Consider the following 15,688-nt stretch of genomic DNA (forward strand, 5'->3'; position numbering starts at 1 on the left):
GGTCGAACCACCAACTACCGGAGACCTCACCAATTCACGACCACCGCCACACCGACAAGCGGCCAGCAATCCACAACCACTTACCAAACACGGCTTAGGGGTGCCATCCACCCACCGGGAAATACCGGTGAAATCACCTCAATGAAGAGCGCAGATCGTCGGGAGCTGCGACTTGTCGGCGTTGCCGAGCCACACGCCCGCCTTACCTAAATGAAGGGCAGCTCCGTCGGGAGCTGCGACGTCCCGAATTTCGGGGCGTACAGGTTCGTGCCGTAGAAGCCTCAATGAAGGGCAGCTCCGTCGGGAGCTGCAGCTCACCTACTGGTGACCCGGGACGGCCTGATGGGGCTTCAATGAAGGGCTGCTCTTCTCGGTGCCGCAACCCAATGGTCATCGTGCGCTGAGCGTCCGTCAGTTCCTCGCCTGAATGAAGGGCAGCTCCGTCGAGAGCTGCGACCGGGTACCTGCCTCGGCACCAATTTGGTTAAGACCGCGCCTCAATGAAGGGCAGCTCCGTCGGAAGCGGCGACTGACCCTGAGCGTCGCACTGGACCCGAACACCCTCGAGCCTCAATGAAGGGCGGCTCCGTCCGGAGCTGCGACATGGCGGCGACAACCGCGACGGCTACGTCGAGGCGATGCCTCAATGAAGGCAGTTCCGTCGGGGAGCTGTGACCAACGGCGCAAACCAACCTGACCTATGACGTCGATCCTCGATGAAGGGCAGCTCCGTCGGAAGCGGCGGAGAGCCGCAGGTGACGGGCGACCAGGCGAACTCGTCGGCTCAATGAAGGTAGCTCCACCGGGAGTTACGACTTACCTGATAGGTATCAGTGGCTCGCCAACCGTCTCCACCCAGGTGGCCCCGACGGTGTGGGACGCCTGATGCGGCATCAGGATGACGGCAGAAGGTCACGGTGCCGTCGTCGAAGGACATTAGCGGATGCCTGTCTTGAGTAGCTCACCGATCATGGCTCGGCGTTCGGGCGCGCTGTCGCTGCCGAAGCGTTTCACCTGGAAGCGCACGACAGCGCTCACGCCGCGGCTGCGGAGCCACTCGCGAGCGGCCTCGTCGGTCAGCCCTGATCTGTCCGGTCGTAGTCCGTGTTCGGCGAATCGCCGCAGTGGGCCGCTCGCGACGACGGACCGGAGGCGTGCGGTCCGCCAGGCGCCCTGCCAGACCGGCACATAGAAGTGGCCGGCGGTACCCTTCCCGAGGTGGCCGCTCGTGTCCGCGAAGCCCTGCGTTCGGTACGCGATGGGAAACTGTGAGATTCCCCAGAGCGCGCACCAGGCCACAGCATTGTCGACCGGTCCCGGCGAAGCGAAACCAGTGGATGTGCGGCTGGTAGGCGAGTCCTTGCCAATCTCGTCCCGGAGATTCCGGCCCTGCAGGCCGTCGCTGATGGCGGACGGGGTACGGGCGGCGACCGCGGCGGCGAGCGGGCGGAGCCGGTTACCGACAAACTCGGAACCCTGATTGCGGGGCTGCATCTCCAGCCGGCTTGCCCCGTCGTCCTGGAGCCGCTGCTCCTGGCGGTTGAAACGCCAGTAGCTCGGCTCGCCCAGCGCGGCGATCAGCCGCAGGTCGAGCAGCGCTCGCGCCGTGGTGAGTTGGTCGAGCACCTCGTGCCGGCGGGCTTGGAACGAGCGCCACCCGTCGCGGGTGGTGATGACGCCGAGCCGTGGGCTCATCAGGCCACGTGACTCGCTGTCGCTGACGTGCCGGGCCGGCCAGGCGTCCGGGGCCGCGAGCCGTTGCGCGTGCGCGCGGACCAGTTCACCGATGACGTCCGGTGTCGCCTGCGGCGCGCTGAGCACCGGCCGGGTCGACATCCCACCGCTCCAGGAGAGCCGGACGCCTTCGAGGCCGCCGTCCTCGACGATTGCCGCGAGTCCATACAGCGCCATGTGGGACAGCATCGTTGTGGGATCGGCCGCCGCCAGTACGAAATTGTTCATCGTCCCTCCGCCGAGATCTGCCCGTCGGCGGCGCGGAGCACGGCCTCAAGGTAGGCGCAGCCCCAGACCCCCCAGTGCGCGTGCGTACGCTCGATCAGCTCGTCCCAGATGCCCTCGTCGAACAGTTCGGCCGCGACGTCGTCGGGCTCGGGCAGCAGGTGGCGGCTCGGGTGCGGGAAGCCGTGCCGGCCCCGCCCGTGGCTCGTGCCGACCAGGCGCACGGCGAGGTCTCGCTGCACCGCGTCCTGTCCGGACAGCGCCCGCCAGGCATGGACAGCGGACAGCTGCTCGTGCCGCCAGCCTGTCGGAAGACCCGACGCGTCGCGGAGCCGCCGCATCCATTGCACGTTTACCGTGCCGCTCTTGGCGAGCGGCTCCATGGTGCGCGGGTCGGCGCCGAGCGAACGCTGGAACCGCGGGTCGGACTTGCCGTCGTCGTGGTGCAACCCGGCGAGGCGCATGATCTCGATCAGTTGTGCGCCGAGGCCCAGCCGCGTCGCGGTCACCGCGGCCCGTTCGGCGACATCGGCGGCGTGGTTTTGGAGCGTTACCCGCCGCCGGTGGCGTGACCACGACTGCCGCAGTTCGTCGTCGGCTGCCGCCTTGCGGAGGTCGACCACGATCAGCCGAGTCAGCCCGGCGCCGGGGTCCGACAACAGTCGGTGGACCGTGATTCCCGCGTCGGCGGGTCCGTCCGCGGACGAGTCGAGCAGGGCTGCGGCGGCACGTACCATCGGCGCGGGCTTCAGCTCGGTCGCGTGATCGTGCAGGAGCCGGGCGAGGTCGGCCGGACTGAGGTCGCCCTGTTCGTCGAGGAGGGCCTCCGCCGCGTCGAGCAGGCGGCGGCCGGCCTCCGTGTCGCGCTCGATCCGCAGCACCACCTGGCCGATCTGCGGCGGGTCGATGTCGTGAAGCACATCGCTGACCTGCCCGGTGCCGTCGGCAGTGAGCACCCCGGCGGTGAACAACTCCGCGGTGTCGTCCACAACCAGCTGGTCGCCCGGCCGAAGGCGTTCGCCCTCGAACGTCCGCAGCGGATCCCCGGGCCGGACGAGGACGGCCGGGACCTTCAAATCGAGCATCCGGGTCGTCACGACAGACTGGATCCGTACCGGGAAGACCTCGTACGGGCGCGGCGGCAGGGCCTGGATCAGCCGGATGGCGTCGGCAGGGTCGTCCGGCAGCATCCGCCGAACGACAAGCCCGATCTCGTGATCCTCACTGAGGTCGTCGGAGAGCCATAGGTCCAGGTCGTCCGGCTCGGCTGCCAGGTCGTCGCTGGTCCGGGCCAGATGCCATATCTGGCCCAGTTCCAGGCGCTGGAACAGGTCGCGCGTGGGTTCGCGGGACGGTGGTCGACTGTCCCGTAACGCCCACGGTGCAAGGCCGCGCGGGTCGGCGCATCGTTCACGGAGCCATTCGTGCGCGGCGGTCAGGTCGCTGCTGCGATATGGGGAGTCGTTCATCTTGTCCGGCAGGTCAGTAGCCGGTGCGACCACGGACACTTCGGTCTTGCGCTGGCCGAGCCGGTTGACCCGGCCGGCCCGTTGCGCGAGCGCGCCGCCGGATGCGAGCTCGGTCACGGCGGCGGCCAGGTCGAGGTCGGCGCCGACCTCGAGCGTCTGAGTCGATACCAGCACGTCCACCGAGGAATTCCCGGTGAGATTGAGCAGGCCAGGACGGCGGTGGCGCAACGCCGCGACGTCATGTGGTCTGAGCCGCCCGCAGATCAGCTCAGTCTGCATGCCCCGTGACCGCAGCTCGTGAGTGACGGCCACAGCGACGGCGACGGTGTTGACGAAGCAACCGACAGTCGGCCCGTACGTCTGCCGCAGGCGCACCGCCTCGTCGACCAGGACTTGGATCCCCGTCGTTTGCGCGGCGCCGCTGCGGGGGATCGGCCAAGCCTGAAGCGGGATGAGGCCGACGGGTTTCGGGGTGGTCAGCCTCTGCTGTAGTAGTTCGTCGGCGTTGAGGTCGTCCGGCTCGACACCGACGGTCACGCCTGCGTCGGCGCTGGGCGTCGCGGTCGTCTCGACCACCTGCAGCACCGGCACGGCCAGCGGTTCGTCGGCGACTGCGGCGAGCTCGGCGACTCTGCGGGCCGTGATCACCAGTTGCTGGGAGAGGTGGGCCTCGTCCACGACGGCCACCGTGTCGTACGCCAACAGCCCGGCCTCGCGCGGCCGGGCCTCTCGTCGCGACCCGTAGCCTGCGAGCAGGAGCCGTGACCCCCACATGTCCGGCGTCGCGCAGATCACTGTGCAGCCGATCGGGTCGTCGCGCCACGACCGGGGCGGCGGTGCCCCGCCCCGCAACTTGACCGTCCGCAGCGGCGGCAGGATCGGGGCGCCTTTCGGTTCGCCGCCGGACCACCGCAGCAAGTCGAGTGCCGCAGCCACCCGACCCAGGACGTCGTCGCGGCCTCGGGCATCGCGGAGCCTGCCGGCGACCTGCTCCGCATGGTCGTACTGGTCGTCGACGAGTGCCCGGCGATCGACCACCAGCGCGAGCCGACGGGGTACCCGCCGCCCGTGTCCGGCCGCCATAAGCGCCACCGCGAAGACGTGCACGTCGATGACGCTGGTCTTGCCTGCGCCGGTCGGGGCGACGATCTGGTCGGGCCAACACCCGGTGTCGAGGACGTGGTCGAGCAGTCGAAGCTGCCAGCGGAACGGCCGGTGCCCGCCGTGAACCTCGGCGAAGAAGGCACCGAAGTCGGCGCGGTCGAGGCTCACCGGGCCAGCCTCCGGGCGTTCTCCACCGGCACGTCGACCGGGACGAGGAGGCCACCACCGAGGTGCCGGGTCTGCCCGATGGCCGCAATCGTCCGCGGACCGGCCAGATTGCCGAGGCTTAGCGTTGCCCGGTACGGCTGGATCAGCGCATCTGGATTGATTTTGTGCACGTACCGGCCGACGTCACCGTCCATCACCCGCATCGCCGAATGCACTTGGACGCCGCGCGTGACGGCGCCTGCGGCCAACGCACGGTAGCGGGTGTCGCCTCGGCCGGATACGGGGATCTCGTACCGCCAGACCATGCCGACCGACATGGCCACGGCATCCGCGAGGGACCAGCGGCCACCGCGGGGCGGGCGACTGTCGGGGATCGCGACCGGGTCGGTGCGCCACCACCGGACGGTCCCGGCGGCAGGCGCCGGCCAGAACTGGTCGGCCGGCACCAGCTCCGGCGCGCCAGCGACTCCGAGCCGGCCGTACGACGACGTGACGTGACGCAGCCGCGAGACCGCGGCGCCGATCATGGCGAATTCGACGTCGGTCGTGTCCTGTGGCAGCAGAAGGGCCAGCGTGGACCCGCCGACGAATTGAATCGCGCAACGGTTGCACGGACGCGGCGCGCCATCGGCGTACACCCCAGTCAGCACCGCCGGCGCGCCGTCGCCGACATGCGAGATGAGCGCACGGTGAACAGCGACCGCCCACCGAACCCGCTGCTCCGGCGGGACCTCCTGGCCGAGCGGAAGGCGTAGCACCGACGTCCACGGCGTGACTGGAACCGGCGGCGCTGGCTCGGCGTAGCGTCCCGTGACGACACCGGCGGTTACCACCGGTGGTGGTGTGGTCCGCTCACTCGACCGATGGGCATCCGCCTTCATCGCCGGTGGCACCGTCGCCACCTGATGCGCCGCCTCCAGCGCGTCGGCACGTCCGGCAGTGGCCACCGTCAGGTCGAGGCCGGACCCGGTGAAGAGGTCTGCTTCGCGGTCGAGGAGATGCGTCGGTTCGGCCTCGGCGACCGAGAGCCGGACGGGTGACTCGGACGTGCCGAGGTACGGGACCTCGGGGCACAGCTCGGTCAGGGCCGCGACCACCGGCTCCGGCGGCCGCTGCTGCCACGTCCAGGCGAACCTTCCCCGCACCGCGACGCCGTCGACGGCCGCCTTGCCGATCAGCTTCTCCTGCAACGGGCTGCGACCCTCTTTGACGATCACACCGTCTTTCCGGTACGCGGTCGCGTCGCTGTCGATGCGCAGCGTCGCCGGGACGACGATACCGTCCGGCGGGTGCTTCTCCAGCCACCGCAACGCCTCACGGTCGGCGTCGCACGGTCGCAGCTTGTCGCCCTCGGCAACCGCTCGAATTCCCTGCGCCGCCGCACACAGCAGGGCGGCGTGCAGTCGAGCTGGAGACGGTAGCGAATCCGGCTCACCACTGCCGACATGCCCCTTGTAGACACCGAGCAAGGGCTCGGCAACGATCGCGAACGTCACTCGCCGCCCTCCGCATCCGCGTCGACCGCGCCCGATACAACATCCGGGTTGCCGACAACCCGCAGCGCAAGGCCCGACCACTTGACATCGGCGACCTTCTCGGCGTGCGCGAGCGCCTCGCCGAGCAGGTGATCGGCCGCGTCGATGCCGAGCGGTTCGACCTCGAGAAACTCGCCGCGCCGCTGGTCGAGCCGGACCTGGGGGGTCGCGGCTTCCCGCAGGTCGCAGTTGGCGCGTAGGAAGAGCTCGGCGTCCGACCGGGCCAGCGCGTTGAGCGCCAGAGCCGCCAGCAGCGCCCGACACGCCGCGTCACCCTCCGGACCGGCCCCGAACCGCATCTGCCGCAACGTCGCGAAGGACAGCACGTGTGTGCGGATGATGGTGTCGCACGCCACGCCCGCCAGCTGATCCAACGTCGGCGGAATGCCGCCAAGCCCCAGCGAGGACGCCGACATCGACGCACCCGCCTTGACGGCACCAGCCGCCTTGGAGAGCTTCTCTACCGTCGCAACGCTCATCTCGTCCCGCTGACCGGTTGCCAACTCCTTCATGGCCTTGCCGCTAACGTTGATCTGCATGCCAACAGGGTCGACACGCGCTCCCCCACGCAATGCTGGCCTTGGTTGGACCAGGTTGCCCTTCTCGTCGCGACCAGCTGCAACGAACCCCACGATCTCCCCGACCAGCGCACTGCGCCAGCGACCCTGGCGACTGCGTCGGCTCGAGTCCCAGCCGCCGAAGATCAACGTCACCGGACTCATCTCAAGCAAGGCCCGCGCATTCGCCGGCGTCGCATCCCGAACTGCTCGATAGATGGGGACCTGCGTGGTCTGCTGCCCGTCGACCGATCCGGCACGGATGTGGCCATCGAAGACACGGTGGGGCAACGTCAGGTCGTAGTAGCGGTCGACTCGCCCCTCCCGTTCGTACGTGACCAGCACATGCGGCAAACGCGACAATAGCGGGTGACCGTCGTCGACAGCCTGGGCCAGCGCCTGCTCTGCCCGGTTGAGCTGGGACTGTTTCGAGTCGAGGATGACCGCGTACCGATCCTCGCCATCGAGGAAGCGCTGCTCATACGCATACACCCCGCCCTTCTTGCCCCGCTCGGCGAACTTGGCCGGCGCAACGGACATATGCGCTCCCCCGGCCGGCTCAAGCGGTGTGGTCGACGTCAAGCAACTCGATCCGCCCGGCGACGCGGCGGCGAGCAGCGCGGCGAGGTCCAACGATCGCATTCAGAGATTCCCTTCTGAGGCAACTGACAGCCGGAGCGCTCACTCTCGACTCATGGCAGAAGAGTACATGGTTTTTCGCGATGTGGAGTCCTGGTGCTACGGTGGTCATCGATCGAGAAGCGGGAGAGGAGCGCGATGCGCAGAAAAGTTTCGATCAACTATGAGGTTTTGGATGGTCGCTCGATCCGAGGTGGCGAAGAGCTGACCCGTCGCCGGCTCCGTGTCCGTGTCCGTGTAACGGAATCGCCGGACCAGTTCGTCACCGGCCACTTTCTGTGGCTGCGCGCTCTGGCGAACGCCGTCGCCACCGTCGCACTGCTGAACGTGAGACAGTCGGCCTGACGAACAGCGCTCGCGCCCGACATTTCCCGGATGTATTTGCCGATCTTGACCAGCTGGTCCAGACTGGCCCTGCGGGAGGGGGCGCCCTTCATTGAGGCATGGTGTTTCGCGATGTCTGGTAAGTAGGGAGTTCGTCGCGTCCCTTTCCGCGTCGGCTGTCCGACCGTCATAGGAGCCGTCGCTGTCCCCTCGGATGACGGCACGACTCGTCGGGCGCGGTTGATCACGTCGTCTGTGGACAGCGGGTTGGGGGTGGTGGCTGAGACACAGTGGGGTGCGGACCTTGCGAAACGGTTCACCCTCCAGCGCCACGTAGTACTGGCCAGCACTCAGACGCGAGATGTCCGGCACGTCGCCACCCTTGAACCGGGCCATCTCGCGGGTCGCCTCGATGTGGACGGGGACGCTGAGAAGGCCGAGGGACCGCGTCGCCGCGTTACCGGAAATGTGGCTGTGCAGACCCTTGGGTTCCTGTGTGGCGGAGATCAGACCGAGTCCGTGCTCGCGGGCATGCGACGCCGGCATCCGCGTGCACACGGTCATCGCGCCGGACGGCGCCAGTGTCTGCGCCTCGTCCATGACCAGCAGACCGCCCAACGGATGATCGCCGGTCGGATTGCGCTTGACCCACGAGAAGAGTGCCATCTGCAGCTGGCTGACGAAGCCCTGCTGTTTCTTACCCCGAAGACCGACAAAGCTGATCACCGAGATCCGCGCCCGCTTGTTCGCCGCCGGCGTCAGGCGACTTCCGGGGTCGGCCGAGTGCCCCACACCGCTGAACAGCGGATCGTTGATCGGCGCGGCTTCGAGGTTCTCAGCGCGTTCGGCGGCGATCGTAACGTTCTCCACGGGCCGCACCGTAGCTGCTGGGTACGACAAGAATGACGGGCGATGACACGAACGAGTGACGGGCATCCGAACCGGGTGCGGTCGACTGTCGCCGCTTGTACCGCACCGCAGCCCAGGCCGGTCACGTCGAAGCCTCAAACAACCCGGCGGCGGTCCTTGCCGAGGGCTGCGAGCACCAAGCGGCCGAGCGCTTCTACCGGTTCGCGACGTCGTCGGGCAAAGTCACGAGCATGGTCAATCTCGCGGCTGCTCGAGGCGCTCGACCGAGACGACGAGGTTGAGGCGCTCCATCGACAGGCGGTCGCCGGCGGCAGCTCCGACACGGTCCGGTACCTTGCGTTGCTATTGATCCGGACCGGCCGGGAAGCCGAGGCGGTGGCGACCTACCGACTGCGTCCGGACGCATTCTCCGAGCCGCCCACGCCACCGATGGGACCCGGTTATTTCGGTCTCATCAATGAGGTCTCGCCGGAAGTCCATGGATCATCCAGCGGCGTGGGGATCAGAACAGGTGCAGTTGGTCTTCTTCGATGACTGGGGCGCTGACACCACCGTCCAGCGGGACGTCTGCCACGGCGGTCAAGTCAGCTATTGCCGGGTCGGTCTGCCATTGAATGTGTATGAGTGCGCCGAGCAGCAGCGCGGTGCCGACGGTGTCCCAGAGGGCGCGGTGCGGTTGGCTGCCCGGCGCCATGGTGTCGACGGTGGCGGTGAGGTCGAGCGTCTTGAGCAGGTTGGTGAGGCTGTAGCTGGGGGTGTTCATCACCGCTCGCGCGAGTTTGTAGGTGTCCAGCAGTGCGATCGGTCTGATTGACGGGCACCGCCGCTGTAAGAGCCGCCAGTCCACGCGGACGTTGTGTCCGACGAGTACGGCGCCGTCGAGCAGGGCGGCGAGCCCCGGCTCGACGGCGGCCAGCGGTGGGGCGGACGCCAGAGCGTCGTTGGTGAGTCCGGGTGAGATCCACGGTCGGGCCGGGATCGGCCGGCCGGGGTTGACCAGCGTGGTGTAGGCCGTGGCGACGTCCGGTGCGCCGTCGATGAGGGGAACGGCGGCGATCTCCAGGATGGCTTCGTCGGCGCCGTCTTGTGCGCCGGTGCCTTCCAGGTCGAGGGCGACGAGTCTGGCGGTCCGCCATGACGGTGCGGCTCCGGCTCTGGTGTGCGCCACGCTGGCCTCCTGCCGCTGGTTCAGTCTTCCTCGTGCCGCACGGCGGCGGTCACCGTTGCCCTGGCCTGCGCGATTCTGTCCAGGTCTTCCGGGGTGATCATATGGCCGTGTGGGGATCGGCCGTGTGCGCCGAGGTAGTGCGGCGAGCCGAGGTTGTGTACCTGGAAGCCGAGCAGGTGCTGGATCGGGTAGCGGTTCATCTCGTCGAGGCCGTCGACCCAGACGTGGCCGTCTTCAATGGCGTAGGGCACGGCGCCGAGGTCGAGACGGTTGAGGACGGCGTCCATCGCCTCGGACGTTGGTTTGGTGTGGGCGGCGGCGCAGCGTTGAAGCTGCCTGGTGGGGCAGATGTCGCAGATGCCGGCGATGCCGACGTGGCCGTTGTAGTCCGGCGCCCCGTGGGCGTAGGAGACGCCGCAGCTCGTCTTGCGGAACAGCGGGGTGGCGATGCCGGATCGGCGCCACGCGGCGATGACCTGGGCGTCGAGTTCGTGGGACATGGTCTTGCGGCGGTGGAAGTCGCCGGGACCGAAGGGCACGGGAACGCCCAGCGCGGTCAGGTGCTCGTAGTTCTCCTGCTTGTGGTAGTAGCCGGTGAAGACGATCGCGTCGACGTCCCGACCGATGTCGAGCACGTGGGCCATGGTGTTCTCGGCGTCGTTCCAGCCGGGGACGATGGGCCGCCAGTACAGCACGACGCCGGTGCGGCGCTTGTGGGCTGCCGCGGTGCGGATCGAGGTGACGGTGATGTCGGACTTGGCGACGAGTTCGATGCGCGGGTCGGTGATGCCGGAGTACGTGAACAGCAGGGTGACCCGCACGTGTCGCAGCGTCTCGAGTTCGGCCATGTCGGCTTCGGTGACCTTGAACCGGCTGATGATCAGGACGTGGTTGGTGTGACCGAGGCGGTCCAGGGCGTGCAGGATCTCGAACACATGCGGTTTGACGCCGGGTAGGAACGGGTCGGTGGCCTTGTTGTACAGCTGGATCGGGGTGACGTGCGGCTCGAACCCGGGGTGGTTGAGCAGCATGGTGATCGCCTCGACGGTGGGGACGATCAGCTGGGGGATCTTCTGGTCGTAGTTGTCCCAGAAGTGCCGGACGCAGTAGCCGCAGTCCAGCGGGCAGCCGATGATGTTGTTGAGGGACAGGCCGGACTTGCGGTAGCTGATGACCGTGGCCATGTACGAGTCGAGCGCGGCGACTTCGCTCGCCGACAGCAGCCGCAGCCGGCCCGGACCACTGGGAATGCCGGGATCTACCTTCATGACGAGCCTCCAGCGCGGGTTGTAGGGATGGTCGCCGGTGCGGGCCGGCGCAGCAGGTGGGTGTTGGCGGGCCCGTACCAGGTGGCGAAGTCGCGTGGGACGGCGGCCGGGTTGTCCGAGGTGTGGATGAGGTTGTCCACGAGCCGGCCTTCGGCCGTCGCTCGGGCGAGGGTGTCCTCGGCATAGCGGCCGCGGATCGTGGTGGTGGGTGCGGCGGCGGGGTCGGTGGGGCCGACCAGTGCCCGGACCCGTGCGGCGGCGTCCGGGCCGTGGCCGAGGGCGACGGTCACGGTGTTGCCGACGAAGATGCGCCGCAGCTCGGCCGGCACATCCCGGCCGATCTCCTCGGACAGCGGGAGCATGTCGTCGTAGTGGACGAAGATCTGCTCTTCGGTCGGCTGGACCTGCCGGACGTCGACGAGGTCGACGACCTGACCGATCCAGAACAGCACCGGCGCGACCAGATGCCTGCGCAGGCAGTCCGGTTTGAGCAGGACCACCGTCCAGTCACCCCACCGTTGGTCGGCCGCGTCCAGCGTCGCGCCGACGCCGGCCGGATGGGCGTTCACCGGGCGCCGACCGAGGCGCGGGGCATCTGGTCCGGCCAGCGGGCGGCGAGCAACCACCGGTGGCCGGGGTCCAGGGCAGCTAGGACGTCGGCGGTCACCTGCTGGCGTGGTGTGCGCACGATCTGCCGGAATGCCTCGAACAGCAACACGATCCGCTGCCAGTAGCCGGGCAGTGGCAGGTCCGCCGCCTGCTCGGCGGTGAGGGACGCCTGGTGTTTGCGGAGCATCTCCTCGTACTGCAGGACGGTTCGCAGGGTGTCCCAGGTGGTGCTGGCCGGCATCGGCTCGGCCGGGAACTGCCGGACGGCGCCGGCGTCGGCTTCCGCGATGATGGTGCGGACCTGGTCGAGGTCGGCGGTGTTGACGTGCATCGACCCGACGTGGTGCGTGTAGGTGCCAAGCTCGGCGCCGAGGAGCCGGGCGGCGAACTCCTGGATCATCGTGAAGGAGTGCACGTCGCAGAGCAGGCCGATCCGGGCGTCGTTGCCGCGCATGTACCCGGTCATGTGCAGTTGGCCGTTGCGGAGCATGAGCTGCAGGGCGAGGGTGCAGGCGACGTCGGGGTTGCTGAGGTCCAGCAGCTCACCGGGCTCCATGACGATCATGGCGGCGCGTTTGCTGTCGGGCTCGTGGCGCGCGAAGTCGAGGGCGCGGTCGAACTGGCTGCGGTCGTCGGGCGCGGTGCGGCCGAACAGGCGAGGTCCGTAGGCGGTGCCGGTCAGCGTGCGGCCGTCCTTGGAGAGCTTCCGCAGCCTCGGGGCGTAGTGGCCGATCATGTCGAGGTCGTTGCGGCCGGCGACGTACCAGAGGAATTCCGCGGCGGTGAAGACGGGGTTGGCGCGTCGTGCCGCGATGAACGGGGTCCGGGCGGTCGGGTCAGCCAGTCGGAAGGTCACGTTCGGGACCTCCAAGGCGTCCTTGCTGCGCCCCCAGGTCGTGATGTGCGGTCCGTCGACGATGGTCCGGAGCACCTCGACGTACGCGTCGGTGAACGTGGTGAAGGTCGTTGGGGTGAGCACGGTCAGCTCCTGTTCGGGGTGGTGGCCGATGCGGCGGCCGGGTCGCGGGCCGGCGGGTTCGTCATCGTCCGCAGGACCTGGGTGAGGTAGGCGACCTGCCGGGAGGTACGAAACGGTTCGAGGCATGCCAGGCACGCCCGGATCAGGTCGGCGTGTTCGGGACTGCCCTGGATGCCGCGCAGCCACGCGATGCGGTCGAGCACGTCCGCAGCGCTGACCACCCGCAGTTCGGCCGGGACGAACACCTCGGCGAGCGCGAGTTCCGCCGGCGCCAGGGGCAGGCAGCCGGCGGTGACAGACTCGAACCACCGGGAGCCCATCGCGGCGACGGCCGCGTAGCGGTCCGGCATCAGCAGCACGGTCGTCAGCGACCGGCGGTGTTTGCCGGCGACGTCGGGATAGGCGCAGCGGCCGGTGAACGTGACATGCGGCCACGCGCCGGTCCTGGGCCACTTGCCGGCGACCTCGTGGGAGACCCGCGCTGCGGCGGGGGCGAAGTACTTGGCGAACGCCGGATCGCGGTCGTACTGGTTGCCGACGTACACCAGCGATGTCGGGCGGGCGGCCGCGGCAAGCGCGACGGGGTCGGCCGTGTCCAGCAGCGCATCGGGTACCGGGCACGGCAGGGCGAGCACGCCCGGCCTCTGCTGCAGGGCGAAGTCCGCGACGGTGACGTTCGGCCAGCTGCGCAGGGCGTCGCGTTCCGCCAGTTGCCGGTCGAGGTCCCAGATCAAGGTTGGCAACGTGCGGTCTCGCGTGTAGTGCTCCAGCAGCTCGTGCTGGCGGTGCAGGTCGCAGGTGTGCCCGGTACTGCCGCACGGCGTGTCGTTGCGGCCCCGCAGCCGCCACCGCCACTCGACCATGAGCACGTCGAGGTCGGGCAGCTCGTCGTCCCACCGGTAGCGGCCACGCAGGTCGTCACCGGCGTCGAGCAGGTCGCGGTTGCGTTGCAGGAACACCACGTCGTGCCCGGCCGACATCAGCTCGTCGATCAACGCGCTGCGGTAGCTGCGCGAGCCGTCCGGAGTGTCCAGCACTCCATCGCCGAGAAATCCCCACATGCTGTACCCGATCCGCATCGAAAAGCTCCGTCCGCCATGTCGGTATCTGGGGTGCGGTCGCGAGGGGTCCGCCCGTCAAGCGACCTGGTCGTTCGCCTGCGCAGGCCGTCAGGCGGGGGCCGTGCTGCGACGGCCGGTCTCGATGTAGGCGGTCGAGGACCGCAGGTGCGGGAACGGGCCGGCCAGCTTCCCGGGGTTGCGCAGGAGGGTCTCTTCGTGGGTGAGCAGGACGCCGGTGACCGGGTCGAGCACGAGGGTTTCCCGCGATACGCCGTCGGTGCTGTCGATGCTGACCGCGACACCGGTCCGCCCGGCCCGGTCGGTCACATCGCCCCGCCAGATGACCGGACTCTGCGCCAGCACGAGCAGGGCTGCGGCGCGGACCGGACATGAGAGGGCGTATTCGCGGGCGATGTCGGCGAGTGCCCGTATCCGGGCCTGGACACCGACCCTGGCAGGCTGGACCAAGTCGAGTTGCCCGGCGAGAGTCTGCGGGTCGCTGCTCGGTTCGCCCGGGAACCGGTTGTGCCAGGCGCCGGTGGGCGCGTGTTCGCGTTCGGTTCGGCCGCCCGGAACGTTCGGGCCGGGGCTCGCGGTGCCGTCCGGGAATGTCGTGGTGATGGTGGCGGCGGAGCCATCGGCGGCGAACCAGCTCTCCGACATCGACACCCGCATCGTCGTGCGCCCTACCTGGTCCGCGCCTGCGGTCATGTCGCTGGCCCACTCGTACAGGCGGACGTAGGTGAACTCGCCGGTCAGGGTGTCGGCCGGTGCGGTGACGAGGGTCGCGGCGGTCAACTGGAGCCAACCCGACGCGTCGGTGTCGCGGGCCGATCGCGCCTGCGTGGGCGCGCCAGCATCGGCGGGTTTGCACGGTGTGCTCCCGCCGCTGGCCTTTGCAGGGCCGGGGACGTGCGGCCTGGCCACGGACGCCTGGTCGTGCCACGTACTTGGGCCGTCCGACTGGCGCTGCCCGGCGGCGACGCCGGCCACGGTGGCAACGGCAAGGACAACGACGGCTGGGATCAGCCAACGCCAGCGCCGGGGAGACGGCGGTGCAGTGGTGGACATCGTGCGACTTCCTTCCAGGACGGCAGACGGTGTGGCTGGTGGCGCGGGGTGGCCCGGCCTGGGGGAGGCTCCGGGTGCGGGCCACCCCGCGACAGGTGGCGGCAGCCCTTGACGGTGGAGGGCCGTTCGCCGCCGCCCCGGCTCTCCTGGGCCGGGACGCTGGACGTTCAGCCCGCTGTGAGGACCTGGGCAGGGCTCATCGGTAGACCGCCACGGCGGTTTCGGCGATGAGGTGGTCGGTGGCCGTGATGACCTGCTGCACGGCTGGGTGTTCGGCACCGACCCGGCCGACCATCCAGCTGAGCAGGGCGCGGAGGTCCAGGCCGGTGCCGTCGAGGTAGAGCTCCGCGGTCAGGTTGAGGGCGAGCATCAGGCCGCCGAGGGTGCAGGTCTGCGGGTCCGGTGCGGTGTGGCCGGTCAGCACGCTGCACAGCCGACCCCGGACCCGGGCGATGACGGCCGCGTCGCTCGGCGGGTACCGTCGCCGCCCACCGAGTGCCCGCCGGCGGGTCACCTCCTGGACGAGGTCCCCGGCGACGAGGCCCGCCGCCGTGCGCTGGTACGCATCCACGGCCAGCGCCCGCAGCGCCGCCCGCAGCTGCGTCGGCCGGCTCGTTTCCAACGCCGACATCCGTCGTCCGTCAAGGGTCCGGACCGCCCAGTCGGCAACCGGATCACCAGAGAAGCTTGAGGTGGTGACCACGACCAGCTCACCGACGAGCCGTATCCGCGGTTCCGGCCGCAGCAGTTCGTCGACCAGTACCGCGCCGGCGAGGGCCACGCCGAGCGCGCCACCGTGCACGAGGGGTTCGCCGGTCTCGGCGTGGGTCAGGAAGAACAGCTCGACCCGCGACGGCTGGCGCAGGTTCGGCGGCGGCGCACCGTAGGCCGGATATGTCATCGCCGG

Annotated in this window: 12 protein-coding genes; all 12 read right to left on the reverse strand. The window is 69.2% G+C overall.

Translation table 11 applies throughout. The features are described from left to right. Positions 1-936 precede the first annotated feature (936 nt). The 12 genes from OP18_RS28585 to OP18_RS28635 all read right to left on the reverse strand — a co-directional run bounded on the left by OP18_RS28585 (position 937) and on the right by OP18_RS28635 (position 15,682). Positions 937-1,962 (reverse strand): hypothetical protein, encoded by a 1,026-nt coding sequence (locus OP18_RS28585; protein WP_033362184.1) that lies wholly within the window; start codon positions 1,960-1,962, stop codon positions 937-939. After that, positions 1,959-4,700 carry a type I-G CRISPR-associated helicase/endonuclease Cas3g gene (cas3g, locus tag OP18_RS28590; RefSeq protein WP_033362185.1) on the reverse strand — a complete coding sequence of 914 codons (2,742 nt, stop codon included), beginning with the start codon at positions 4,698-4,700 and terminating at the stop codon, positions 1,959-1,961. The genes OP18_RS28585 and cas3g overlap by 4 nt, the downstream gene beginning before the upstream one ends. Further along, a complete protein-coding gene (gene csb2, locus OP18_RS28595) occupies positions 4,697-6,196 on the reverse strand; it encodes a type I-G CRISPR-associated protein Csb2 (RefSeq protein ID WP_033362186.1) in 1,500 nt (499 codons plus the stop codon). Before csb2 ends, cas3g begins: the two co-directional genes overlap by 4 nt. Beyond that, a complete protein-coding gene (gene cas7g, locus OP18_RS28600) occupies positions 6,193-7,434 on the reverse strand; it encodes a type I-G CRISPR-associated RAMP protein Csb1/Cas7g (RefSeq protein ID WP_033362187.1) in 1,242 nt (413 codons plus the stop codon). The genes csb2 and cas7g overlap by 4 nt, the downstream gene beginning before the upstream one ends. A gap of 105 nt (positions 7,435-7,539) precedes the next feature. After that, positions 7,540-8,625 carry an ATP-binding protein gene (locus tag OP18_RS57680; RefSeq protein WP_156089862.1) on the reverse strand — a complete coding sequence of 362 codons (1,086 nt, stop codon included), beginning with the start codon at positions 8,623-8,625 and terminating at the stop codon, positions 7,540-7,542. Positions 8,626-9,127: 502 nt separating this feature from the next. Beyond that, positions 9,128-9,793 (reverse strand): 3'-5' exonuclease, encoded by a 666-nt coding sequence (locus OP18_RS28605; protein ID WP_052387501.1) that lies wholly within the window; start codon positions 9,791-9,793, stop codon positions 9,128-9,130. Between the two features lie 20 nt (positions 9,794-9,813). Further along, positions 9,814-11,061: a radical SAM protein gene (locus tag OP18_RS28610; protein ID WP_033362188.1), complete on the reverse strand. Its 1,248-nt coding sequence runs from the start codon at positions 11,059-11,061 to the stop codon at positions 9,814-9,816. Continuing rightward, entirely contained in the window at positions 11,058-11,630 is a 573-nt protein-coding gene (locus OP18_RS28615) for a nucleoside-diphosphate kinase (protein ID WP_052387502.1), read from the reverse strand. The genes OP18_RS28610 and OP18_RS28615 overlap by 4 nt, the downstream gene beginning before the upstream one ends. Further along, complete coding sequence (locus tag OP18_RS28620; RefSeq protein WP_033362189.1) at positions 11,627-12,649, reverse strand: thymidylate synthase; 1,023 nt, start codon at positions 12,647-12,649, stop codon at positions 11,627-11,629. Before OP18_RS28620 ends, OP18_RS28615 begins: the two co-directional genes overlap by 4 nt. Positions 12,650-12,651: 2 nt before the next feature. Continuing rightward, positions 12,652-13,728 carry a hypothetical protein gene (locus OP18_RS28625; RefSeq protein WP_033362190.1) on the reverse strand — a complete coding sequence of 359 codons (1,077 nt, stop codon included), beginning with the start codon at positions 13,726-13,728 and terminating at the stop codon, positions 12,652-12,654. A 90-nt stretch (positions 13,729-13,818) separates the two neighbouring features. Further along, positions 13,819-14,781, reverse strand: coding sequence for a hypothetical protein (locus OP18_RS28630; RefSeq protein WP_156089863.1), 963 nt, complete (start codon positions 14,779-14,781; stop codon positions 13,819-13,821). Positions 14,782-14,977: 196 nt separating this feature from the next. Beyond that, the gene (locus OP18_RS28635; RefSeq protein ID WP_033362192.1) at positions 14,978-15,682 is read right to left on the reverse strand and encodes a GOLPH3/VPS74 family protein; all 705 of its coding nucleotides are present in this window, start codon (positions 15,680-15,682) and stop codon (positions 14,978-14,980) included. Positions 15,683-15,688 lie beyond the last annotated feature (6 nt).

Origin of the sequence: Dactylosporangium aurantiacum, from assembly GCF_000716715.1 — a bacterium.
Lineage (GTDB): Bacteria > Actinomycetota > Actinomycetes > Mycobacteriales > Micromonosporaceae > Dactylosporangium > Dactylosporangium aurantiacum.

What these genes read in the sequence shown, in the direction of transcription:
- OP18_RS28630 (WP_156089863.1), bottom strand. Translation starts at nt 14,781, where the DNA reads ATGTCCACCACTGCACCGCCGTCTCCCCGGCGCTGGCGTTGGCTGATC.
- OP18_RS28585 (WP_033362184.1), bottom strand. Translation starts at nt 1,962, where the DNA reads ATGAACAATTTCGTACTGGCGGCGGCCGATCCCACAACGATGCTGTCC.
- OP18_RS28610 (WP_033362188.1), bottom strand. Translation starts at nt 11,061, where the DNA reads ATGAAGGTAGATCCCGGCATTCCCAGTGGTCCGGGCCGGCTGCGGCTG.
- OP18_RS28635 (WP_033362192.1), bottom strand. Translation starts at nt 15,682, where the DNA reads ATGACATATCCGGCCTACGGTGCGCCGCCGCCGAACCTGCGCCAGCCG.
- OP18_RS28625 (WP_033362190.1), bottom strand. Translation starts at nt 13,728, where the DNA reads ATGCGGATCGGGTACAGCATGTGGGGATTTCTCGGCGATGGAGTGCTG.
- cas7g (WP_033362187.1), bottom strand. Translation starts at nt 7,434, where the DNA reads ATGCGATCGTTGGACCTCGCCGCGCTGCTCGCCGCCGCGTCGCCGGGC.